This is a genomic window from Bifidobacterium sp. UBA744, from assembly GCA_002298605.1.
In the GTDB taxonomy this organism is placed as follows: Bacteria; Actinomycetota; Actinomycetes; order Actinomycetales; family Bifidobacteriaceae; genus Bifidobacterium.
Map to the genome: position 1 here is coordinate 15,979 of DBKS01000031.1, position 21,033 is coordinate 37,011.

The 21,033-nt window shown below is 61.8% G+C and carries 20 protein-coding genes; 16 read left to right on the plus strand and 4 right to left on the minus strand.

Features of this window, described 5'->3' with window-relative positions; genetic code table 11:
- Positions 1-180: 180 nt before the first annotated feature.
- Entirely contained in the window at positions 181-1,332 is a 1,152-nt protein-coding gene (gene fucO, locus B2994_RS03400; RefSeq protein ID WP_291526979.1) for a lactaldehyde reductase, read from the plus strand.
- A 149-nt stretch (positions 1,333-1,481) separates the two neighbouring features.
- Here the strand turns inward: fucO and B2994_RS03405 are convergent, their stop codons facing one another.
- Positions 1,482-2,363 carry a glycosyltransferase gene (locus B2994_RS03405; RefSeq protein WP_291526980.1) on the minus strand — a complete coding sequence of 294 codons (882 nt, stop codon included), beginning with the start codon at positions 2,361-2,363 and terminating at the stop codon, positions 1,482-1,484.
- A gap of 106 nt (positions 2,364-2,469) precedes the next feature.
- Between B2994_RS03405 and B2994_RS03410 the strand changes: the two genes are divergently transcribed.
- From B2994_RS03410 to B2994_RS03455, 10 genes are all read left to right on the plus strand, one after another.
- Positions 2,470-3,933 carry an AI-2E family transporter gene (locus B2994_RS03410; protein ID WP_291526981.1) on the plus strand — a complete coding sequence of 488 codons (1,464 nt, stop codon included), beginning with the start codon at positions 2,470-2,472 and terminating at the stop codon, positions 3,931-3,933.
- Positions 3,933-5,159, plus strand: a complete 1,227-nt coding sequence (locus tag B2994_RS03415) for a glycosyltransferase family 2 protein (RefSeq protein ID WP_291526982.1) — start codon at positions 3,933-3,935, stop codon at positions 5,157-5,159. Before B2994_RS03410 ends, B2994_RS03415 begins: the two co-directional genes overlap by 1 nt.
- A gap of 110 nt (positions 5,160-5,269) precedes the next feature.
- On the plus strand, positions 5,270-6,235 hold the full coding sequence (locus B2994_RS03420) for an ABC transporter ATP-binding protein (RefSeq protein ID WP_291526983.1): 966 nt from the start codon (positions 5,270-5,272) through the stop codon (positions 6,233-6,235).
- Complete coding sequence (locus tag B2994_RS03425) at positions 6,232-7,926, plus strand: ABC transporter permease (RefSeq protein WP_291526984.1); 1,695 nt, start codon at positions 6,232-6,234, stop codon at positions 7,924-7,926. Before B2994_RS03420 ends, B2994_RS03425 begins: the two co-directional genes overlap by 4 nt.
- Before the next feature lie 83 nt (positions 7,927-8,009).
- A complete protein-coding gene (gene dacB, locus B2994_RS03430) occupies positions 8,010-9,464 on the plus strand; it encodes a D-alanyl-D-alanine carboxypeptidase/D-alanyl-D-alanine endopeptidase (RefSeq protein ID WP_291526985.1) in 1,455 nt (484 codons plus the stop codon).
- A 12-nt stretch (positions 9,465-9,476) separates the two neighbouring features.
- A complete protein-coding gene (gene tilS / locus B2994_RS03435; RefSeq protein WP_291526986.1) occupies positions 9,477-10,595 on the plus strand; it encodes a tRNA lysidine(34) synthetase TilS in 1,119 nt (372 codons plus the stop codon).
- Entirely contained in the window at positions 10,582-11,145 is a 564-nt protein-coding gene (gene hpt / locus B2994_RS03440) for a hypoxanthine phosphoribosyltransferase (protein WP_291526987.1), read from the plus strand. The genes tilS and hpt overlap by 14 nt, the downstream gene beginning before the upstream one ends.
- A complete protein-coding gene (ftsH, locus tag B2994_RS03445) occupies positions 11,142-13,208 on the plus strand; it encodes an ATP-dependent zinc metalloprotease FtsH (protein WP_291526988.1) in 2,067 nt (688 codons plus the stop codon). Before hpt ends, ftsH begins: the two co-directional genes overlap by 4 nt.
- Before the next feature lie 127 nt (positions 13,209-13,335).
- Positions 13,336-14,058: a 2-amino-4-hydroxy-6-hydroxymethyldihydropteridine diphosphokinase gene (locus B2994_RS03450; protein WP_414630633.1), complete on the plus strand. Its 723-nt coding sequence runs from the start codon at positions 13,336-13,338 to the stop codon at positions 14,056-14,058.
- Entirely contained in the window at positions 14,055-14,555 is a 501-nt protein-coding gene (locus B2994_RS03455; protein WP_291526989.1) for a DUF3180 domain-containing protein, read from the plus strand. Before B2994_RS03450 ends, B2994_RS03455 begins: the two co-directional genes overlap by 4 nt.
- A gap of 35 nt (positions 14,556-14,590) precedes the next feature.
- Here B2994_RS03455 and B2994_RS03460 read toward each other — a convergent pair whose 3' ends face one another.
- From B2994_RS03460 to B2994_RS03470, 3 genes are all read right to left on the minus strand, one after another.
- Positions 14,591-15,499, minus strand: coding sequence for an acyl-CoA thioesterase (locus B2994_RS03460; protein ID WP_291526999.1), 909 nt, complete (start codon positions 15,497-15,499; stop codon positions 14,591-14,593).
- Positions 15,500-15,763: 264 nt separating this feature from the next.
- Positions 15,764-17,440: an energy-dependent translational throttle protein EttA gene (gene ettA / locus B2994_RS03465; RefSeq protein ID WP_291526990.1), complete on the minus strand. Its 1,677-nt coding sequence runs from the start codon at positions 17,438-17,440 to the stop codon at positions 15,764-15,766.
- 315 nt (positions 17,441-17,755) lie between these two features.
- A complete protein-coding gene (locus tag B2994_RS03470; protein ID WP_291526991.1) occupies positions 17,756-18,127 on the minus strand; it encodes a hypothetical protein in 372 nt (123 codons plus the stop codon).
- A gap of 349 nt (positions 18,128-18,476) precedes the next feature.
- Between B2994_RS03470 and B2994_RS03475 the strand changes: the two genes are divergently transcribed.
- The 5 genes from B2994_RS03475 to B2994_RS03495 all read left to right on the plus strand — a co-directional run bounded on the left by B2994_RS03475 (position 18,477) and on the right by B2994_RS03495 (position 20,895).
- Complete coding sequence (locus B2994_RS03475) at positions 18,477-18,887, plus strand: PadR family transcriptional regulator (RefSeq protein ID WP_291526992.1); 411 nt, start codon at positions 18,477-18,479, stop codon at positions 18,885-18,887.
- Positions 18,887-19,960, plus strand: a complete 1,074-nt coding sequence (locus B2994_RS03480) for a hypothetical protein (RefSeq protein ID WP_291526993.1) — start codon at positions 18,887-18,889, stop codon at positions 19,958-19,960. The genes B2994_RS03475 and B2994_RS03480 overlap by 1 nt, the downstream gene beginning before the upstream one ends.
- Positions 19,961-20,158: 198 nt before the next feature.
- The gene (locus B2994_RS03485; protein ID WP_291526994.1) at positions 20,159-20,419 is read left to right on the plus strand and encodes a hypothetical protein; all 261 of its coding nucleotides are present in this window, start codon (positions 20,159-20,161) and stop codon (positions 20,417-20,419) included.
- On the plus strand, positions 20,379-20,675 hold the full coding sequence (locus B2994_RS03490; RefSeq protein WP_291526995.1) for a DUF4160 domain-containing protein: 297 nt from the start codon (positions 20,379-20,381) through the stop codon (positions 20,673-20,675). Before B2994_RS03485 ends, B2994_RS03490 begins: the two co-directional genes overlap by 41 nt.
- A complete protein-coding gene (locus B2994_RS03495; protein ID WP_291526996.1) occupies positions 20,656-20,895 on the plus strand; it encodes a hypothetical protein in 240 nt (79 codons plus the stop codon). The genes B2994_RS03490 and B2994_RS03495 overlap by 20 nt, the downstream gene beginning before the upstream one ends.
- Positions 20,896-21,033 lie beyond the last annotated feature (138 nt).

Sequence of the window (21,033 nt, forward strand, 5' to 3'; positions counted from 1 at the left end):
GTGCCGGAATCGTCGGGCGTCCTACATGATGGGATGTATTCGCAGAATGTGCCCAAATGGTCGTTTGGCGATCATTTTCGCACTATAATGGTCAGCGATGAGCAGGTACGATCCAGTCGATGGACGTCTGGTAAGTGAGCGCTCACATGCAGTAAGGAACATAGCTTAAAGGAGAGCGGTATGGTCTACAGGATGATCTTCAATCAGACGGCGTATTTCGGTCGCGGAGCGATCAAGGAGATTCCCGAGGTTGCGAAGAAGCATGGTTTCCACAAGGCATTCATTGTGACCGATCCGGTGCTGTTGCAAACCGGCACCGTCAAAAAGGTCACCGACGTGCTCGACGCCGCCGGCCTGCCGTACGAGGTGTTCGACAACGTCAAGCCGAACCCGCCTGTTGAGTGCATTCAGGACGGCGTGTTGCGTTTCAAGGCCTCCGGCGCGGACTTTCTGATCGGTCTGGGCGGCGGCTCCCCGCAGGACACCTGCAAGGGCATCGGCATCATCACCGCCAACCCCGAGTTCGGCGACGTGCTGAGCCTTGAAGGCGTGGCCGACACCAAGAACCCGTCCGTTCCGATCTTCGGCGTGCCGACCACAGCCGGCACCGCTTCCGAGACCACCATCAACTACGTGATCACCGACACCAAGAACAAGCGCAAGTTCGTGGCCGTCGATCCCCATGACATTCCGATCGTCGCCTTCGTCGACCCGGATCTGACCGATTCCATGCCGCGCGGCCTGAAGGTCGCCACCGGTCTGGACGCTCTGACCCACGCCATCGAGGGGTACATCACCCCGGGTGCCTGGAGTCTGTCCGACTGCCTGTCCATGCAGACCATCCGCATGATCGCCAGGAACCTGGCCAAGTCCGCTGACGGCGATGTGCCCGCCGGCGAGCAGATGGCCTACGCCTCCTACATCACCGGCATGGCCTATTCCAACGTCGGCCTCGGCCTGGTGCACGGCATGGCCCACCCGCTGGGCGGCCGTCTGGGCGTGGCCCACGGCGTCGCCAATGGCATCCTGCTGGCCCCGGTGATGGAATACAACAAGGACTACACCGGCGAGAAGTACCGCGACATCGCCGACGCCTTCGGTGCCGAGGACGCCTACACCGGTGATTTGGAGACGGTGCGAGAAGAGGCCGTGCAGGCCGTCCGCAAGCTGACCGCTGATCTCAAGAATCCGACCAGGATCTCCGAGGTGGGCGCCACCGAGGCCGACCTCGAGCCGCTGGCCGAGGATGCCTTCAACGATGTGTGCACACCGGGCAACCCGCGCAAGGCCACCAAGGAGGATATCCTGGCCATCTACAAGTCGCTGATGTGACCTGCGGGGTGAATATGTCATCGGCCAGCCGGGTTATTCACCCGTAGCTGGACCATGGCGGAAGGGTCGCGGTATAGGCCGTGACCCTTCTTGATGTCTGTCGATGGATCCGACAGCGCGTGGCGTATCGGAGCGTGGCACCTCGGCGTTCAGTGCGTCAGGGCGCTGCCGCCCCGCGCGATGCGACGCTGCTCATCTCGCCACACGTTGGCGGCGCTGTCGATGTGTTCGCGTTCCATCCGACGCTGGTATATCGGATACAGGATGTGCAGCATGGGCCAGATGGCGCGCAGCAGATATTCCGGTTTGAAGGTGCGACGGTGCCGCGGATGGGCGGCGAAGGTGTTCTTGAACCGGTCGGTATAGCGCTTGAACGATACGATGCCGCTGGCCATGCGCCGCGCGGACATGCCGACGATCATGCGCGGCGAGTAGACGGTTTTCAGCCCCTTGCCGAGCATGTGCAGCGAGATGTCGACGTCCTCGTGCATCACGTCCTCATAATCGCGGCAGACTTCGCCGCTGATCGTCTTCCATGCACTGGCGCGCAGCGCCATATTCGAGCCGAACAGCATGGTTTGGCCGCCATCGGCGCGATACATCAGGTTGCGGGTGCGGTTGTCGCCGCGCAATCCGGTGTTTTTCAACGGCATATCGTAGTAGACCACCGGGCCGGAGGCGCCCATGGCCTTCGGGTCTTCCGTGAAGATGCCGGTGACCACCTCCACCCAGTCCGGTTTCAGCATGCAGTCGGCGTCGATGCGGCCCAGCACATCGCCGGTGGCGGCGTTCAGCCCCGCATTGCGTGTGGGGATGAGCCCCTGCTCGGCGTCCTGGTGGATGAGCTTGATATTGGCCTGCGGGTTCGCGTCCATGAAGCGCCTGACCACGTCCACTGTGGCGTCGGTGGATTTGTTGTCCACCACGATAATCTCGTAGGGCGGTACGGTTTGGAGAATCGCGCAGGTCAGGCAGTCCTCGATGCGTTCCTCTTCGTTCCATGCCGGGATGATGATCGAAACCTTGAGCATAGTCCCCCACAATAGCGAATGGCTGCGGCAAGGGGTCCAAGCGGCGTCGTCCGAAGGCGCGGGATGTCATCCTTATGGCGAACGCTTGTCACCAAAGCGCACAATAATGGTACCTATGAAGCAAGAGCAATTCGATTTCGCCTCGGTGTTTCCGTCCAAGGGGGACCCGCGCAGACCTCCCGAATGGTATACGCGGGCGTTGCTCTATGCCGCGATCACGGTGTTCCTGTCGATTTTTGTATGGAAGTCGCTGGGCAAGCTCGAATATCTCGCCGTTGATCTCGTCATTTGCGTGTTCATCGCCCTTGCCGTCGAGCCGCTGGTGATGATGCTGGTCAAGCATGGCTGGAAACGCGGCGCCGCCTCGGGCGTTACGCTCATCGGTCTGGCCGTGGCGATCATGGTGCTGCTGGGCATGTTCGGCAATATGTTCATCCAGCAGATGATCGGCTTGATCAGGGGGCTGCCGTCCATGTATGAGCAGATCTCCGCTTGGGTGAGCTCGCGCACCTCGTTCAAGCTGCCGGCCATCTCCAATCTTGGCGCGGAGATTTTCAGCAGCATTCAGACTTCGTGGCTTACCAATTTCGCCTCCCAGGCCGCGGAGACGATCGGATCGGTCGGCAGCGTGCTGCTGGATATCATGACCATCGCGCTGGTGACCTATTACATCTCCGCCTGCAGCCCGCGCATGCGTCGCAGCCTGTGCCAGTGGCTGAGCCCGGACACCCAGCGCAAATTCGTGCTGGTGTGGCAGGTGCTGCAGGACCAGATTTCGAATTTCCTGTTTTCGCGCGGTATTCTGGCCATCATCAACGCCGTGTGCACGGCCGTCTTTCTTGAGATCCTTCATGTGCCGTATTGGCTGCCGCTGGCTTTGTTCTGCGGCCTGACCGCGCAATTCGTGCCCACGGTCGGCACCTATATCGGCGGCGCGCTGCCCGTGCTGTTCGCCTGGATCAGCGGCGGCGTCTGGTATGCGGTTGCCGTCCTGGTATATATCGTTATCTATCAGCAGATTGAGAATCTGATCCTGAGCCCCAAGATCTCGCAGCGCACTATGGACCTCAACCCCGCGATAGCCTTCCTCGCCGTGCTGGCGCTTGGTTCGCTGTTCGGCGCGCTCGGCGCGTTCCTGGCGTTGCCGGTGGTGGCGAGCCTGCAGGCGATTTTCACCGTATACACCAAGCGCTACGAATTGATCGACTCTCCGCTGCTATCCGACCCCAAGCCGGTGAAGAAGTCCAAGTTCGTGGAGGGGGCCGAGGCGTTCAGCGAGCATGTGCTCCATCCGATGAGCGGGCATATGCCTCGTGCCGCGGCGGGATCGTCCCGTCGCGTCATGGTTGAGGAGGAGCTGAATGACGTGACCCGCGCCGTGTACCATGATGCGGTTCGCGGGCCGATCAAGGCCGAGGAGCTGCCGGACGGAGCCGCGGATCGAAGCCGTCGCATGCCCACGTTGGAGGATCTTGACACGTCGCAGACTGTGGCGATTCCCCAAAAGCGCGCGGCCGGCGACGATCCCGAACCGAGGGGGAACGACAATCCGCGTGGCGGGTGGCGCTAATGGCGATTCTCAGCGTGCTTGACTGTCTTGTCGCCGTATTGGGCTGCTGCGTGGTCGTCTATCAGGCCGCCTACGTGGTCGTCTCGTTCTTCGCCAAGCCGAGGGTTTTCCCCGACGCTCCTATGGACAAGCGGTATGCGGTGCTGATTTCGGCGCGCAATGAATCCGCGGTGATCGCCAATCTCATCGGGGACTTGCAGTCGCAAAGCTATCCGAGCGAGCTCATCGACATTTGGCTGGTGGCCGATAACTGCACCGACAACACCGCCGAGATCGCACGGGATATGGGTTGTCATGTGGTCGAGCGACGCAATCGGGAGCAGATCGGCAAGGGGTATGCGTTGAGTTATCTGCTCGACAATATGATCGAATCGGGTTTCTCCCGGCGCTATGACGCCTATTTTGTGTTCGACGCGGACAATCGCCTGGACCGGCGCTATGTCGAGGAGATGAACAAGGCCTTCCAGTCGGGCTTCAGGGTGCTGACCAGCTATCGCAACTCGGTGAACCTGAATGAGAATTGGGTGTCGTCGGGCACAGCCCTGTGGTTCCTGCGCGAATCCCGGTTCGTGAATTCCTCCCGCATGGTTATCGGATCGAGCTGCCATGTGGCCGGCACCGGCTTCATGTTCTCGCGCGAGATCATGGAGCGCAATAACGGTTGGAAATTCCATCTGCTCACCGAGGATATGGAGTTCACCATGGACTGCGTATTGCACGGTGACCGTATAGGGTATTGCGGCTCCGCGATGCTCTATGACGAGCAGCCCACGTCGTTCAGGCAGAGCTGGCGCCAGCGCGTGCGCTGGAGCAAGGGGTACCTGCAGGTATTTCGCTATTATGGCCCGGCGATGATCCGCCACGGCATTCAGGAGCGTGACTTTTCCTCGGTGGATTTGACGTTGCTGGTCTGTCCGTTCATGGTGCTGACGGCGCTGCGTATGGCGCTTGGGGTGATTTTCGCCGCTTTGGGTTTTGTGTCGTGGCCGAGCCAGCTTGGCGCCGTGACGGGGTGGGGCGTGGGCGTGGTGGTGTCGATGCTGACGATGATGCTGCTCGCGGCTCTGACGGTTATCGCCGAACGCGACAAGATCCGCGCCACCAACAAGGAGCTGTTCGCGTATTGCCTGAGCTTCCCGATCTTCGCCCTCAGTTATGTGGTTATTTCGTTCCAGGCGATTTTCGCCAAGCCGGAATGGAAGCCGATCATTCATAAGGGCGAGTGACGGTGCGCGTCCCCGTCGCCGGGCGGCCATGCGGGACCCGCCCGTGGCGGGAGATGAATTCGTGATGAACGCGCTATCGGGCCATGGGTGTGTGTGATATTGTCGGACGCATGGCATTCGACATTTCGGCCGCAGGTGTTGAATCTGCGGCCGCTGCTTCCGATCGGTCCGACGCGGCGCACCCGTTGCCGGCGAACACCGAAGCCGCGATATCCATCCGAGGCTTGGTCAAGCGGTTCGACGACAAGATCGCCGTCAACGGATTGTCGTTGGACATTCCCGTCGGTTCCTTCTACGGTCTGGTCGGCCCCAACGGCGCCGGCAAAACCACCTCGCTGAATATGGTGACCGGACTGCTGCGTCCCGATGCCGGGTCCGCGATGGTTCTTGGGTCGGACGTGTGGAGCGATGTGAACCGAGCCAAGCGGGCGATCGGCGTGATGCCGCAGGGGGACCAGATCTTTGATCGTCTGACCGGATTGCAATTGCTGGTGTATGCCGGCATGCTGCGTGGCATGAGGCGCGGGGAAGCGGTCCGCCGCGCCGACGATCTGCTGTCGGCCTTTGATCTCGCCGACGCCGCCGGCACGATGGTGACCGACTACTCGGCGGGCATGACGAAGAAGATCTGCCTTGCCTCCGCGATGATCCATTCGCCGCGCATTCTGGTGCTTGACGAGCCGTTCGAATCCGTGGATCCGGTCTCCAGCGCCAATCTCAAGGATATCCTCGCCGAATATGTGGAGATGGGCGGTACAGTGGTGATTTCCTCACATGTGATGGCGCTGGTCGAAAAGATGTGCACGCATGTGGCGGTCGTCAATCACGGTCAGGTGTGCGCGGCCGGCACCGTCGACGAGGTCGCGGCCGGGGAGGACCTCGAGGATCGCTTCCTGCAGCTGGTGGGTGGTCGTCACGCCGCCGCCCAACTTGACTGGCTGCGCGGCACTGATAAAGCCGCGCAGCAAGGAGGCAGATCAGACGACAGTCCGGTGGACTGTCGGCCCGCCTCGGCCTTGTCCGGCACCGATAAAGCCGCCGATCAAGCCGCCGACAATGCAAGGACACTGCGATGACCGCCGTCATGACGATCGTCCGCCTTCGTTGGGCTTTGACGCTTGCCGCGGTCCGAAAATCCTCCGGTCAGCTTGTGGGATGCCTCATCGGCCTGATCTCTGCGGTGGGCGCCGTGTGCGGCGTCGCATACGCCGGATGGCTGTTGGGACAAGGTCCTGATGCGGTTCCTCAGGGATTGCTGGCGCTGATTGGGCCGGAGGTCGCCGGCCTGTCCGCCGCCGTCGCCTATGCCGAGGTGTTTCGTGTCGCCGTCATCTTGTCGGGCGCGTTCCTGACCCTGGTCGTGCTGATTATGCAGGTTGTGTATCTTGGCCAGGGATCGGCGCTGAGCCCGCATAAATTCACCCTGTATGGCATTCCCGACCGCCAGCTGAGCCTGGGGCTCCTCATTGCGGGTCTGACCGGTGTCCCATCGCTCACCGGTGTCCTTTGCGTTGCGCTGTGGGCTTTGGCATATCGGTGGATGGGCGTCGTCCCCGTGCTGGTGGGCGTTGCGTCCTCGCCGTTGGCGATTGTCGTGATCATGAGCCTGTCCAAGCTGGCCATCGCGGCCTCGACGTCCCTGGTGCGTTCCAACCGGGGAAGGAATGCGTTCTACGCGGTGGCCGTTATCGTCTGCGTGGTGATATTCCAGGTGCCGAATCTGCTGGTGAACTCCGGCATGGGAATCGATTTCGGCGCATTGGGCGTGGCCGCCGACGTGCTTGGCTGGACTCCGCTATCGGCCCCCTTCTGCCTGCCCTTTGACGCCGCCGCGGGCGAATGGCTCGCTTTCGTTGGCCATTGCGCGGTATGCGCGGCGACGGTGGCACTGTGTTTCATGGGCACGACATGGTGCCTGCGCCATGATCGCCTCACCGAGGGCGCGTCCCGCGGCGGCAGGAGGACGATGGGGCTGGGCCTGTTCGGTTGGGTGCCGGATTCGCCTTCCGGTGCCGTCTCCGCGCGATTCGCCTCATATCTGCGGCGTGATCCCCGTCAGGGCATGCTGTTTGCGATGCCGATTATTTTTGTGGCGTTGATGATGCTCCAGGCGCGCGGTCTTGCCATCATGCCGTGGGCCGGTCTGACCATGGGCGTCTGGTTCATGACGATGGGGGAGGCGAATGGTCTGGCCTATGACGGCCGCGGCTACGCCATGGAGGTTATCGCCGGAGTCCCCGGCGCCGCCGACCGTCTGGGGCGTGTGCGGACCTTGGTCGTGCTGATCGTTGGCTATGTTGTTGCGCTTGCCGTGATTATCGCCGCGGTGACGGTGCGATGGACGCCTCAGATGGACGACGCCCCGCTGATGCCCATGCCGCTGCTCGCCGCGGGATTCACCGGGGGCGCTCTTGGGCTGGGGTTTGCGGGCATTGGTCTGGCCGAGGTGTTGTCCGTGCTGCTGATGTATCCGGTGCCGTCCATCGACCGGCCGTTTTCCACGCCGCAGGGCCGTGCTGTCGCCCAGGGATTCTTCCCCCTCGTCCAGGCATTCGGCATCGTGGTGCTGATGCTGCCGACAGTTGTGGCGGGCGTGCTGATCGGCGTGCTTGCCCCGAGTCCGGCCTGGCTGTGGCTGCTGGGGCCGATCGCGCTCGCCAATGGCGCGGCGGTGCTGGCGCTTGGTACATGGCTAGGCGGTAAGCTGTTGGATGCACGTTCGCTGAACGTGTTGGCCACGTTGGATCAGTTCGCCAGTTTGCAGTAGCTGCGCCCGGGAACGATGATCCCAGGCGCGGTCGATTCGTTTCGCGTGCTTTGTCTCATGGGCCGACATGGAAAAGAGGATGGATGACGCGGCATACCAGCATCAGAAGGGGCTTCGCATGTCTGAGCCGGCCGCTTGTCGTCGTTCTGTCGTCGGCTGTCACGCTTGCCGGTTGCGTGGGATTCGTCGCCGCCGACATCTTCGACGTGGTTCCCGGCCCTCTGACATTGAGTCCCGTGACGGTGCGATCCTTCGAATCTCCTCGCGGCGCGGTGCTGTCCTCGCCGGTGGCGGCCTCCCTGGAGCAGGACGCACCCGTCGACAATGCCTCGTTGACTGCCCTTGCCGACACCTTCGCCGCGGCGCCCGGCGTCGGTTCCGACTATTCCCTGACCGTTACCTCGTCCAATGGCGAGACGCTGCTGGAGCGCAACGGCGATGTTCAGCGCGAACCGGCGTCCACGATGAAAACCCTTACCGCATTGGCGGCTTCCCTGGCACTGGATACGGATTCCACGCTGGATACGGAGGTCCGTCTGGCTCAATCCGAATCGGGCGCGACGATCACGCTGACCGGGCATGGAGACATGCTGCTCGGCGAGGGGGATTCGGACCCCGATCATGTCAATGGCCGGGCCGGATTGGGCACGCTTGCCGCCGAAACCGCCGCGGCGCTCGAGCAGCGTGGCATTACATCGGTGAATCTGGCATACGATGATTCGATGTTCGGTTCGCAGCGTGACGTGCCGAATATCGAGCAGAATAATGGCGGTCATGCGTATGCCACGGCGGTGTCGTCCATGGCGGTGGACGGCGGCCGTATATGGGGTGCGATGAAGCGGCCCTCCAATCCGGACGAACTTCATGTGTACCCGACGCTGTCGGTGGCCACCGCGTCCGATGCCGCGCACGCGTTCGCCACGCAGCTGACCGGTCATGGGATTGCGGTGAACGGTGAGGTGGTCGAAGGGACCACCCCCGCCAACACGTCTCCCATTGCCACGGTGCACTCCGCCACCATCGGCGAGATCATGGCGTTTATGCTGCATAACTCGGACAATACGCAAGCTGAACTGCTGGGACGGCTGACTGCCCTGAAAACCGGGGGCGACAACTCGCCCGCAGGAGCTACGGCGGCTGTGAAACGCCAGTTGGAGCAGCATGGCGTCAGCACCGGGGGATTGGTAATGGCCGACTGTTCCGGCCTGGCTCCCGGTTCGCAGCTCGCGGTGCGGACGTTGGCCGGCGTGCAGCATGCGATGCTTCACGGGGGCAGCGCGACGGCTGCGGCAGCGGAGGGGCTTGCCGTTACCGGTCTGAACGGCACGGTGTCGGTCCGAAGGCATTTCAGCGAGGAATCCTATGGCCTGGTGCGTGCCAAAACCGGCAGCCTGTCCGGCGTGCGTTCCCTGAGCGGCAATTGCTCCAGGATCTCGGGCGGCGTGCTGATCTTTTCGATTGTCGTCAATCATTCTTCGGATACGGCGGCGGCGAATAACGCCATTGACGCCTTCGTCTCCGGCCTGGTGCGGCTGTAGGCGGGATCGGCGATGGCGTATTCGGCGGCGCTGCGCAGGGGCATCGGACAGGTGCGCGGGGCTTTGCAGGCTGTGGGGCTGGTGCGTCAGGACGAACGTTTTCGCAGGCATGGCGTGCATTCGCCGTCGGCGGATGCCCCACTGGTTCTGGTCGCATGCTCCGGTGGGCGTGATTCCATGGCGTTGGCGGCAGTTGCCCATATTGTGTGCTCGTCGTTGGGGTTGCGGTGCGGCGCGGCGATCGTCGATCACGGGATCGACGCTCATTCCGGCGACGTGACCGCGCGGACGATTGCCCGCTGCCGGGAGCTCGGTCTGTCCCCGGTGATGTCGCGCCGCATCGATATCGGTGATGTCGCGGGGCGGGGCGTGGAGGCCGCGGCGCGCGAGGCGCGGTATGACGCGCTGGTCGGCATGGCCGGCGCAGCTGACTCGTCGGCTGATGCCCCGGGCGGGTCCGCCGCCGCCATATTGCTGGCGCATACGCGTGACGATCAGGCTGAAACCGTGCTGATTGGCCTGTCGCGCAGCGGGGGCCTGGATGCCGTTGTCGGTATGCCGGAACGCTTTGAGCGCCAAGGCGTGCGGTTCCTTCGGCCCTGGCTGGGTCTCACCCGTGCCGAAACCACCTCGATCTGCCGCGAGTTGCGTCTGTGCTGGTGGGATGATCCCACCAACGGCGACGCGATCCCCTCCTCGCAGCCGCTGGGAGCGACGTATCCGTTGCGATCGCGTATCCGGCATGATCTGATGCCGGCGTTGGCCCGGGTTTTCGGGCATGATCCGGCGCCGTTATTGTCCTCCGGGGCCCGCAGCGCCCGTCTCGACGCGGATTACCTGCATGCGCAGGCAGCCGATCTCGCCGCGCGGAGTCTTGTGGTGGATGACCGCGTCGCCCATCTCGACGCCGCCCGGCTGGCATCATCCCATCCCGCGCTGCGCAGACGTGTGATTGTCGCGGCGCTGAGGTCACTTGACGTGCCGGTCGCCACCAAACACGTCGAGGCGATCGACCGCCTCATTGCGGATTGGCACGGGCAGGGGGATGTCCATCTTCCCAGCGACTGCTCGGCAAGTCGTCAGGGTCAAGTCATTGAAGTGTGCAAAGATAGGCCCCATGCGAATCGCTGACGTACAAGATGACATTGACCATGAGCTGGTTTCCAAGGAACAGATCGACCAACGTATCCGGCAAATCGCCGATCAGGTGAGCAAGGACTATCGGGACAAGAACCTGCTGCTTGTCGCGGTGCTCAAAGGGGCGGTGAATACGCTGGTCGAGTTTTCCCAGGCACTGTCCATACCGGTCGAGATGGATTTCATGAGCCTGTCCAGCTATGGTTCCGGCACAACATCATCCGGCACCATCACGGTGAGGCAGGATCTGTCCACCGATGTTCGCGGACGGCACATTCTCATTACCGAGGATATCGTTGATTCAGGCCGGACCCTCGCATGGCTCGTCGAGGAACTCAAACGTCGCGGGGCGGCATCGGTTGAGGTCTTCGCCCTGCTGGAGAAGCCGGCTCGGCGAGAGGTGGACGTTGACGTGAAATATCGGGGATTCAATATTCCGGACGAATTCGTGGTCGGTTTCGGCCTCGACTTTGACGAACGATATCGCAACCTCGAATCCATTGCGGTTCTTAAGCCGCGTGTATACCAAGGAGATGAGGCATGAGCTATCCGCAGGGGCCGCAGCGGCCCAATAGCAACAATCGGCCCAATAACGGCAATCCGTTCGCCGGCAGGGGTAACGGGGGCAATAATGGCAACGGAGGCAAACGTCCGCTGTGGCAGTCTCCGTGGCTGTGGGTGGCGGTGGTCGTGCTGCTTGCCATGAGCGCATTCTCGATGTTCTCGATCGGCGGCACCCAAACCATCGACACCAAGGATGGCCTGACCCTGATCCAGAACGGTCAGGCCACATACGCGCAGATCACCGACAATGCGCAGAAGGTCCGCCTGGAGCTGAAAAGCGACTTCACCAAAACGGATCCCGATACCAAGCGCGTGAAGAACTACGGCAAGGACGTCCAGTTCTACTACACCTTCGCCCAGGGGCAGCAGATCTCGCAGGCCGTTCAGCAGGCCAATCTTTCCAAGGGTTGGACCTCGAACATGCAGCAGACCAGCATGTTGAGCTACCTGTTCAGCTCGATGCTGCCGATCCTTATCTTCTTCGGCCTGTTCTGGTTCCTGATGTCGCGCATGCAGGGCGCGTCCGGCATGTTCGGCATGGGGGGCAAGAAGAACAACGGCAAGCTGCTTGACGGCCAGACCCCGAAGACGAAGTTCAAGGACGTGGCCGGCGAGGACGAGGCGCTTGCCGAGGTCGAGGAGATCAAGGACTTCCTGCAGAATCCCGCCAGATACAAGGCGCTGGGCGCGCGCATCCCGCGCGGCGTCCTGCTGTACGGCCCTCCCGGCACCGGTAAGACCCTGCTGGCGCGCGCCATCGCCGGCGAGGCTGGCGTGCCGTTCTACTCGATGGCGGGCTCCGACTTCGTCGAAATGTTCGTCGGCCTTGGCGCCTCCCGCGTCCGTGACCTGTTCGACGAGGCGAAGAAGAACGCCCCGGCCATCATCTTCATCGACGAGATCGACGCCGTGGGCCGCAAGCGCGGGTCCGGCATGGGCGGCGGCCATGATGAGCGCGAGCAGACGCTGAACCAGCTGCTTGTCGAAATGGACGGTTTCGACAACGACACCAACCTCATCATCATCGCCGCGACGAACCGTCCCGATGTGCTCGATCCGGCCCTGCTGCGTCCGGGCCGTTTCGACCGTCAGGTGGGCGTGGCCGCTCCCGACCTTGAAGGTCGTGAGGCGATTCTCAAGGTGCACGCCAAGGGCAAGCCGTTCGTGCCGGATGTCGATCTGCACACGGTTGCCGTGCGCACCCCGGGCTTTACCGGCGCCGACCTGGCCAATGTACTGAACGAGGCCGCTCTGCTGTGCGCCCGTTCCGGCGCCCAGCTGATCGACAACCGGGCCATCGACGAGGCAATCGACCGTGTGATGAGCGGTCCCCGCAAGAAGTCCAAGGGCATGGCGCTCGAGGAGCTGCGCAACACCGCGTATCACGAGGGTGGCCATGCCTTGGTCGCCGCGGCGCTGCACAACACCGATCCGGTGACCAAGGTCACGATCCTTCCGCGAGGCCGCGCGCTTGGCTACACCGCGGTGATGCCCACCGAGGATCGCTATTCGGAGTCCCGCAACGCGCTGCTTGATCAGATGGCTTACGCGATGGGTGGCCGCACCGCCGAGGAAGTGGTGTTCCATGACCCGACCACCGGCGCTTCGAACGATATTGAGAAGGCCACCAAGATCGCCCGCACGATGGTGACCCAGTACGGTTTCTCCGCGCAGCTCGGGGCGATCAAGTACGGTGACGAGGATGACCAGACCACGGTGATGGATGGTCTGCAGCCGCGTCAGTATTCCGATCGCACCGCCGAAATCATCGATGACGAGGTCCGTCAGCTGGTGGAAACCGCCCATACCGAGGCATGGACGATCATCAACGAGAATCGCGATGTGCTCGATGAGCTGGTGCGCCAGCTACTGATCAAGCAGACGCTGAACGAGAAGGAGCTCGGCGTCATCTTCGCCAACCTGAAGAAGGCCCCGGAGCGTTCCGTCTGGCTGTCGAACAGCAAGCGTCCCGATTCGGATCTGCCGCCTGTGCCGATTCCGGAGGATCTGAAGCGTTCCGTCGGCATGAAACCCGGCGAATGATTCGCGGATGGGCGAGAGCGATTCATCGTTGAACTGACCATATGGGATAGGGGTTGTCACGCAGCGGCGGCCCCTATCTGCATATCGCGTGTGTGATTCCGACAGACTGATAGGGGGAATGGCAACAATGACGAACGACATTACGGCGCGGGTGGCGTTAACCGCACCTGCTGAACTGATTGCCGCTTTTCGCGGCGGCGTGCGTGTGGATGTGATCGTGCATGCGGCGGATGGCGGCGTGACGCAGCTGGCCGATGTGACGTCGGTTTCATTGAACGGCGATGATGGCGTGCTGGCGCCCGCTGTGGATTCGGCGGTGCCGGGCTCTTCGGAGACGTCGGCGTCTTCGTCCGAGCAACCGGGGCGGATTGCCCGCCGTGCCGTGATATCCCTCGAGTCCACGTCTTCTGAGGCCGAAACCCTGTTTCGCTCGGCCATCGCCTCCATTGACGGCATTCCCGGGAACCAGGTGGAAGGCATTTCCCCTTTGTACAACGTGACCAACTATGACGGTCCGGATGCCATGGCCGCGGTGATCCAGATCACGTCAAGGCTCGGCGCCAGGCATCTGATAGCCGCGCTGGGCACGGTCGAAGCCTCGTTGGCTGATCAGGTGGATCTTGATCTGGTCGATATGGACGGCGTGACCAGTGACGAACCGGATTGCCGTGTTCCGTGGCCTTCGGCCTCGCATCGCGCTGCGGTGCTGGCGCCTTGGCTTGACATGGATTCCGATGCTCGGCTTGGCAAGGATCCGGTATCGTTTCTGCTGGCCATGGCCCCTGACGCGGATCGGGCCGGATTGCTGTCCGCCAATTGGATCCTTGGCGGATTGGAGGGGAATGCATGAGTGCTCGTCGCACACCGTGGTGGCAATATGCCGCGGCCGTCGCCCTGGGATTGGCAGCCGGGGCCCTGCTGGTCAAAATCACCGAGAAAAGTGATCTGGCATTGATCGGCGCGCCCTGGATCGTGCCGATTGCGTTGGGCATTATCGGCATTGCCGTGTTTGTGCTGGCCTATCAGGTTCACCTGTACATCAAGGGAAAACGCAAATATCTCAATCCCGCGGTTTCGATCTACGCATTGGTGCTCTCCAAGGCGTTGGGATTGGCCTCGGCCGCATTGCTCGGCTGGTATGGCGGGCAGATGCTGGCCAGCATTTGCCATGCGGATGCGCCCTTCTACTCCGAGGCGATCGTCGAATGCGCGGTCAGCGCCGTGGTATGTCTGATTGATATGATCATCGGCATGGTGGGGGAGCGATTCTGCCAGTTGCCGCCCAATGAGGGGCCGGAACATCCGAAAACGAAAGCCGCCGAAGCGGCGCGACAGGCCGTCGCCTGACCCACTTTGACGGCTTGTCGTCCCACCGCCGACTGCTATTTCGTCGGATTCGGCACCCGGACCATGGCCTCCTGCGCCATGGCAGCGACGAGCTCGCCGTCCTGCGAATAGACCTTTGCGTTGGCCAAACCGCGCCCGTGTGCTGCGGTCGGCGTGTCCTGCACATACAGATGCCATTGGCTCACGTCGATATCGCGGTACCACCACATGGAGTGGTCGATGGTGGCATATGAGATGCCGGGGGTCATAAAGCTCAATCCCGCGCGCCGCACAATAGGCTCCATCATGATCTGATCGCAGCCCAGTGCCAGTATCGCACGGTGCATGGTTTGCGACACGTCCAGCGAGCCGTCGGTGCGCATCCACACCATTTGCTTGCCGGAATGGCTGGTGGCGGTGTTGTCCGAGCCGAGCATCACCGTCGAAGTGACGTGGCGAATGTCGAACGGCGATTTCTTGGCATAGTAGTTGGCGAACGGGGATTTGTCCGCATATGGCTGCATCAGTTCCCTGGCGCTGGTCAGACTTTCCGGATCCGGCACGTCAGTCGGCATGGGATCGGCATATTCCACGCCGTTCTGGCCCTTTTTCTGGAAACTTGCGATGGCTGTGAGAATCGGTCCCTCCGCCTGCGTGACGTTGACTCGACGGGAGGAGAAGGAACGGCCGTCCCGCAGCAGTTCGACGTCGAACAGCACGTCCTGGCGGATGTCCCCGGCGGAGATGAAGTAGCCGTGGATCGAATCGGGCAGTCGTCCCTCGGGTACGGTTTTGGCCGCCGCTATGACGCTTTGTGCGATGACCTGGCCGCCGTAGACGCGGCCGGTGGGGAAGTACAGGCTCTCGCCATTGATGTATGTGTGGCTGCGATACCGCGATGGTTCGCCGAGCTCCAGCACATGCACCAGATGCTCCAACGGGGTGGTGGGCTTGGCCTGTGTCATGAGCATGTCCTCGATTCTTGCGTTCAATTGTCGATTCAGTTGTCGAAGTCTGCGACGGTTCTTCACCGTACCGTCGCCTACGGTACTACGTAATGGTGAACGATACGTTAGATTCCGTAATGAACCATTCATGCGTGACGGGGCGTCCCGCCAAACCACGGGATCCGTGCGTTCGGGTGCTGATCTGGATGCCATCAGCATCAGAGGGAACGACACCGACTGGGTCGCTCCCTCTGATATCGCGCTACTGTGGCGAGCCGATGCTCAGCGGGTCAGCTTGCGGTGCAGGCGGTGCGGTCGTGCCGCATCCTCGCCGAGGCGCGCCACGCGGTTCTCCTGGTACGCCTGGAAGTTGCCTTCGAACCAGTACCAGTTGGCCGGGTTCTCGTCGGTGCCCTCCCATGCGAGGATATGCGTGGCGACGCGGTCGAGGAACCAGCGGTCGTGGGAGATCACCACGGCGCATCCGGGGAATCCGAGCAGTGCGTTTTCCAGCGATTCCAAGGTCTCGACATCGAGGTCGTTGGTCGGTTCGTCGAGCAGCAGCAGGTTGCCGCCCTGCTTCAGTGTCAGGGCCAGGTTCAGACGGTTGCGCTCGCCGCCGGAGAGCACGCCGACGAGCTTCTGCTGGTCAGAGCCCTTGAAGCCGAAGGACGCCACATAGGCGCGCGTCGGCACCTCGACGCCGGCAACCTCGATGAAGTCAAGACCGCCGGAGACGGCCTCCCACAGGTTCTTGTCCGGGTCAAGGCCGGCGCGGTTCTGGTCCACGTAGCTGATCTTCACGGTGTCGCCGATCTTGAGTGAACCGGAGGTCAGCGGCTCGAGGCCGACGATGGTTTTGAACAGCGTGGACTTGCCCACGCCGTTCGGTCCGATCACGCCGACGATGCCGTTGCGGGGCAGGGTGAAGCTCAGATCGTCGATGAGCACGCGGTCGCCGAACGCCTTGTGGATGTGCTCGGCCTCCAGCACGGTGGAGCCCAGGCGCGGGCCGGCCGGAATCTGGATTTCGGAGAAGTCGAGCTTCTTGTTGTTGCGCGCCTCCTGCTCCATCTGGTCGTAACGCTCCAGACGGGCCTTGTTCTTGGCCTGGCGGGCCTTCGGGGAGGAACGCACCCAGTCGAGTTCGTTCTTCAGGCGTTTGGCGAGCTTGGCGTCCTTGGCGCCTTGGATCTCCATACGCTTGGCCTTGGTCTCCAGGTATGTGGAGTAGTTGCCCTTGTACGGGTACAGGTGGCCGCGGTCCACCTCGCAGATCCATTCGGCCACGTTGTCCATGAAGTAACGATCATGGGTGACGGCGATGACGGCGCCCTTGTACTGGTGCAGGAACTGTTCCAGCCACAGGATGGACTCGGCGTCGAGGTGGTTGGTGGGCTCGTCGAGCAGCAGCAGGTCGGGAGCCTCAAGCAGCAGCTTGCACAGTGCCACACGTCGGCGTTCGCCGCCGGAGCACACGGAAACCGGGGTGTCCGGATCCGGGCACTGCAGGGCGTCCATGGCCTGCTCGAGCTGGGAGTCGAGGTCCCAGCCGTTGGCCGCGTCGATCTCGTTCTGGAGCTTGCCCATCTCTTCCATCAGCGCGTCGAAATCGGCGTCCGGATTGGCCATCTCCTCGCCGATCCGGTTGAAACGCTCCACCTTCGCGGCGATTGGCCCGAATGCCAGTTTGATGTTCTCTCCGACGGTTTTGGTATCGTCCAGCGGCGGTTCCTGCTGCAGGATGCCGACGGTGTAGCCGGGGGTCAGGGTGGCTTCGCCGTTGGAGACGGTGTCGAGGCCGGCCATGATTTTCAGCAGCGTGGACTTGCCCATGCCGTTCGGGCCGACGACGCCGATCTTCGCGCCCGGCAGAAAGCTCAGGGTCACGTCATCGAGGATCACGCGGTCGCCAAAAGCCTTGCGCGCCTTGATCATCTGGTAAATGAATTCAGCCATAGAAGTGTCTTATCCTGTCTTATCGTTGCAATTCCAACGTTTTGCGGGACTTGGATTCCGTGATGACGCAAATTGAAATGACACAACCGTTTTCGGGGTGTCCCGGGCGGCTCGTTGCGTGTCGTTCGCTGTTGTGGTTGTCCCGTGTCATCGCCGGCGCCTTGGCCCTACGCAAAAGCACCTTGTGGATTATCCCATATCCCGTCGTCATGCCGCAACAGTGCAATGGTGCGGTGCTGGTGTCGGGGCGAGGCAAGATTCTCGGGCAACAAGGGCGTCAATGGGTCGGTATTGCTCCGTGCGTGGCGGTTCTTGTCAGTGGCTCCGCTGGGCTTCGCGTTCGTTTGCGTGCGTTCTGCGCATATGGTTCGCGTATACGATCAGGGCCAGCTGTCCGAGCAGCGTTATGGCGATGATGACGAGGGCCGTCCACTTGTTGCCGGCATAGAAATCGAATACGTCCGGCTCGTATCCGTCGACCGTCGATGTGAAGACGATGAACGAGGCCGCGTACAGTGCCAGCGGGACGAAATGCAATCCGACCGGAATCCAAGTCGTCAGCTGGGGCATCCGGACGTTTGCCGCGAAAAAGGGGCTGCGAATGGCGGTGATGCTGAGGTCAAGAGTGCAGGCCAACAGACCGAGCGTGAACAACGCGGCCGGGATGGCCGAAATCCACTGTTCCATCAGAATCCATTTCCTTCGAGATCGTTTGGTCAAACACGGTCAAGTCATATGCCTATTTCGACTCCGGCCGCTCGGGCAACAATGCATTGCAAAGCGCTCGTATAATGCCGAATTCATGTCAATTCCATCTCAGTTCAGGGTGGGTGTCAATACGTTCCATCAAACATGCACAGATGGGAGGCGTCGGGCCTTGTTCTCACAAGCGGGCCTTGTTCTCACGAGGCTGTCGTCGTTGCGGTGACTTGTGCCGCGGCGCTCGTCGTCCGGGAACGATGCCACGGTCCGTGAGTCTCTCCTTGAAGCGTGAGGGGTATTGACAACTATCTAGGTAGATAATATACTTAGATACATGAGTGATAATCGTAGCGATGGCGGCAGGGTTTCCTCGCCTAAGCCTCGTTGGCCGGCTTTGTGGGTCAGGGCGGCATTACGCACTGCCGTGTTGCAGACGCTGGAGCCGGGACCGTTGCATGGTTACGGCATCGCGCTGGCATTGAGCGATGCGGGGTTCGGCAGGCCCAAGGGCGGTTCCCTGTACCCGATCCTCGAGGAACTGGTGGCGGACGGATGCATGGTCGCGTCATGGCGGGAAGGCGACGGCGGTCCAGGCCGCAAGGTGTACGAACTGACCGAAGCGGGTACCGATCGTCTCGGCCATGAGCGGGAACAGTGGAATGCGCTGGCTGCGGCGTTGAACGCCGGGGCGGCGATGGGAAGACGAAACGCTGGTTCGCTGGAATCAGCGGGATCGGAGGAATGATGACCGAACGTGATGATGACGATACTCTGGCCGGCATGGACGACCGCTTCCAGCGGGTGCGTGGCCGCAGGGACGATGTTCGTTGGTCCGATCGTGCGGCGCTGCGCCTGATGGACGAGGACGTGGATGCGGCCCATGCGCGTTCGGCGTTCCGCGAAGCGCTGGCTGTGCTGGGGGAGTCTGGGGAATCCGCCGATGAATTGCTCGGCGAGCCGCAGGACTGGGCGGATGCTTGGATCGAACGGTGGCGCGAGGACGGTGAGGGCGCGTTTGAACCACAGGCCCTCACGGTACGCGACGTGGCGGTGTATGGCCTTGTTTCGGCGGTGTTGTTCTCGGTACTGATGGCGCTGGGCGGATTGTCCGGCGCGTCGTACTCGCCGATGGTCGCGCTGGCGCCGTTGCTGATGTCCATCGCGGCCGTCGGCGTGGTGCCGGTTTGGCGATATGGTCTTCGCAGATTCTCCCGTGCCATGGCGTTGCTGCTTGTGTCGCTCTGGGCGATCGTCGGGGTGGCCGTGGTCGTGGGGTACGCCTGGTTGACGGATTCGATGGATCTGCCCCAACTGCCCTCGTGGATGGTCATGGTGCCGGCCACGGTTGCGTATGCACTGCTGATCTGGCTCGTCTCGCGCTATTGGAAGCCGGCGTCGACCCGTCGCTCCGATACGGATGGACTCCCTGCGGACGATGCCGTGTGGCTGGCTGAACTGGCCGGAGCGTTACGGCTGCGCGGGGACATGTCGGAGAGCCGGATCCGGCGCGTCGTGGACGACGCGCGGCAATGGGCCCGGGAATCAGGCTCCGGTCTCGAAGACGAGTTCGGATCGGCACAGGCGTATGCCGCAAGTTTTAAACCTTCGTCGTTGCGCGAATTGCGTGCCGTGTGGTTCTGGCTTGCTGTCGTTCTTCTTGAAGCTCTCTACACGGTCGTCACTTGGCTTGGCTATGCGGGGCACGGCGAATATTCCAAGGGGATTGCCTCGACGATGCTGGCGACGGGCTTGGCATGTTTGGTGGGTTCCCTGGTTTCCTGGTGGCGCAACCGCCAGCGTTGCCGCGCCAGCCGATGAAGATCAGAGCCATACCTGTGATTCGGGCGGTACCTCGCCGAGGGCGTTGACGGCGTGTATTGTGGCGTCGTGGCTTAGCGTGCCGGTCAAGAGTGATTTGTGTGAAAGTTTGCGACGCGCATGGCAGGCATCGGGACGGGCGCAATCGGACCTATGGCGAATGCCCGTGCATACAATAGTGATGGCAAGGAGGTTGTCATGCGCATCTTCGATTACTACGAGACCGGTGACGGTGTAAAGGTCACGCATTCCGACATGACGCCTGAACATAATGTTTTGGTGTTCTTCGACAAGGGGAGCCAGCACCTTGAAGTCACCCTTCCGGAGGGACGCATCGTCGAGAACAAGGGGTTCAGTAATAGCCAGGCGGCGGCATTCCTCATCAGCACGGTCCGCGGCATGAAATCCATTATGGACTATGCGCAACGTGGAGGGGTCGACCATGCCTGGGCTTTATAGAATCAGCGGATTCCTCGTTTACTTCTGGGCTAATGAAAGCGGCGAGCCCATTCACGTGCATGTGGCGCGTGGCAAGCAATCGCCTTCGTCGGCAAAATTCTGGATTCTCGAAAACGGCGATGTTCGACTGGAGAAGTCATCTCCGGACATGTCTTCTAAAGAGGAACGAGGCATCGTGGATTTTCTTCGTTCGGTCGCGCCGGACATAGTCGTGGCATGGCAGGAGGTGTTTGGCTATGTCCGCTTCCACGACTGAGTCGACGTTGCGCGCATGTGGTCGTGTCGGTGGTTTCGATGTGTACTACAATCCCCTCAATCGTCGTATGATCTGCGAACGCGAATCCGACCTTGCCGCCGCATTGTTCGATTTCCCGTCCTGCACGCTGGTTCACAACTGGGGGGTCAGTGAGCAAGTGCTGTCGCAGTTACGTCGCTGGCTGCAATCTGAAGCGCAGCTGCGTATGTCAAATGAATGACGCAACCGATATGACACAGGGCTGACGCAGATGACGGAGATACGGCTTTCGTTGGTGCCGCTCATCGCTATCTCCTTCGTTCTTGGTTCGTCGAACATACTTGAGTTGTGTGAATCGCGGATAACGCCCGTCTTCTTG

Excerpts from the sequence above, each read along its gene's own strand:
- fucO (WP_291526979.1), top strand. The coding sequence starts at position 181 with ATGGTCTACAGGATGATCTTCAATCAGACGGCGTATTTCGGTCGCGGA.
- B2994_RS03405 (WP_291526980.1), bottom strand. The coding sequence starts at position 2,363 with ATGCTCAAGGTTTCGATCATCATCCCGGCATGGAACGAAGAGGAACGC.
- B2994_RS03410 (WP_291526981.1), top strand. The coding sequence starts at position 2,470 with ATGGTACCTATGAAGCAAGAGCAATTCGATTTCGCCTCGGTGTTTCCG.
- B2994_RS03415 (WP_291526982.1), top strand. The coding sequence starts at position 3,933 with ATGGCGATTCTCAGCGTGCTTGACTGTCTTGTCGCCGTATTGGGCTGC.
- B2994_RS03420 (WP_291526983.1), top strand. The coding sequence starts at position 5,270 with ATGGCATTCGACATTTCGGCCGCAGGTGTTGAATCTGCGGCCGCTGCT.
- B2994_RS03425 (WP_291526984.1), top strand. The coding sequence starts at position 6,232 with ATGACCGCCGTCATGACGATCGTCCGCCTTCGTTGGGCTTTGACGCTT.
- dacB (WP_291526985.1), top strand. The coding sequence starts at position 8,010 with ATGACGCGGCATACCAGCATCAGAAGGGGCTTCGCATGTCTGAGCCGG.
- tilS (WP_291526986.1), top strand. The coding sequence starts at position 9,477 with ATGGCGTATTCGGCGGCGCTGCGCAGGGGCATCGGACAGGTGCGCGGG.
- hpt (WP_291526987.1), top strand. The coding sequence starts at position 10,582 with ATGCGAATCGCTGACGTACAAGATGACATTGACCATGAGCTGGTTTCC.
- ftsH (WP_291526988.1), top strand. The coding sequence starts at position 11,142 with ATGAGCTATCCGCAGGGGCCGCAGCGGCCCAATAGCAACAATCGGCCC.
- B2994_RS03450 (WP_414630633.1), top strand. The coding sequence starts at position 13,336 with ATGACGAACGACATTACGGCGCGGGTGGCGTTAACCGCACCTGCTGAA.
- B2994_RS03455 (WP_291526989.1), top strand. The coding sequence starts at position 14,055 with ATGAGTGCTCGTCGCACACCGTGGTGGCAATATGCCGCGGCCGTCGCC.
- B2994_RS03460 (WP_291526999.1), bottom strand. The coding sequence starts at position 15,499 with ATGACACAGGCCAAGCCCACCACCCCGTTGGAGCATCTGGTGCATGTG.
- ettA (WP_291526990.1), bottom strand. The coding sequence starts at position 17,440 with ATGGCTGAATTCATTTACCAGATGATCAAGGCGCGCAAGGCTTTTGGC.
- B2994_RS03470 (WP_291526991.1), bottom strand. The coding sequence starts at position 18,127 with ATGGAACAGTGGATTTCGGCCATCCCGGCCGCGTTGTTCACGCTCGGT.
- B2994_RS03475 (WP_291526992.1), top strand. The coding sequence starts at position 18,477 with ATGAGTGATAATCGTAGCGATGGCGGCAGGGTTTCCTCGCCTAAGCCT.
- B2994_RS03480 (WP_291526993.1), top strand. The coding sequence starts at position 18,887 with ATGACCGAACGTGATGATGACGATACTCTGGCCGGCATGGACGACCGC.
- B2994_RS03485 (WP_291526994.1), top strand. The coding sequence starts at position 20,159 with ATGCGCATCTTCGATTACTACGAGACCGGTGACGGTGTAAAGGTCACG.
- B2994_RS03490 (WP_291526995.1), top strand. The coding sequence starts at position 20,379 with ATGCGCAACGTGGAGGGGTCGACCATGCCTGGGCTTTATAGAATCAGC.
- B2994_RS03495 (WP_291526996.1), top strand. The coding sequence starts at position 20,656 with ATGTCCGCTTCCACGACTGAGTCGACGTTGCGCGCATGTGGTCGTGTC.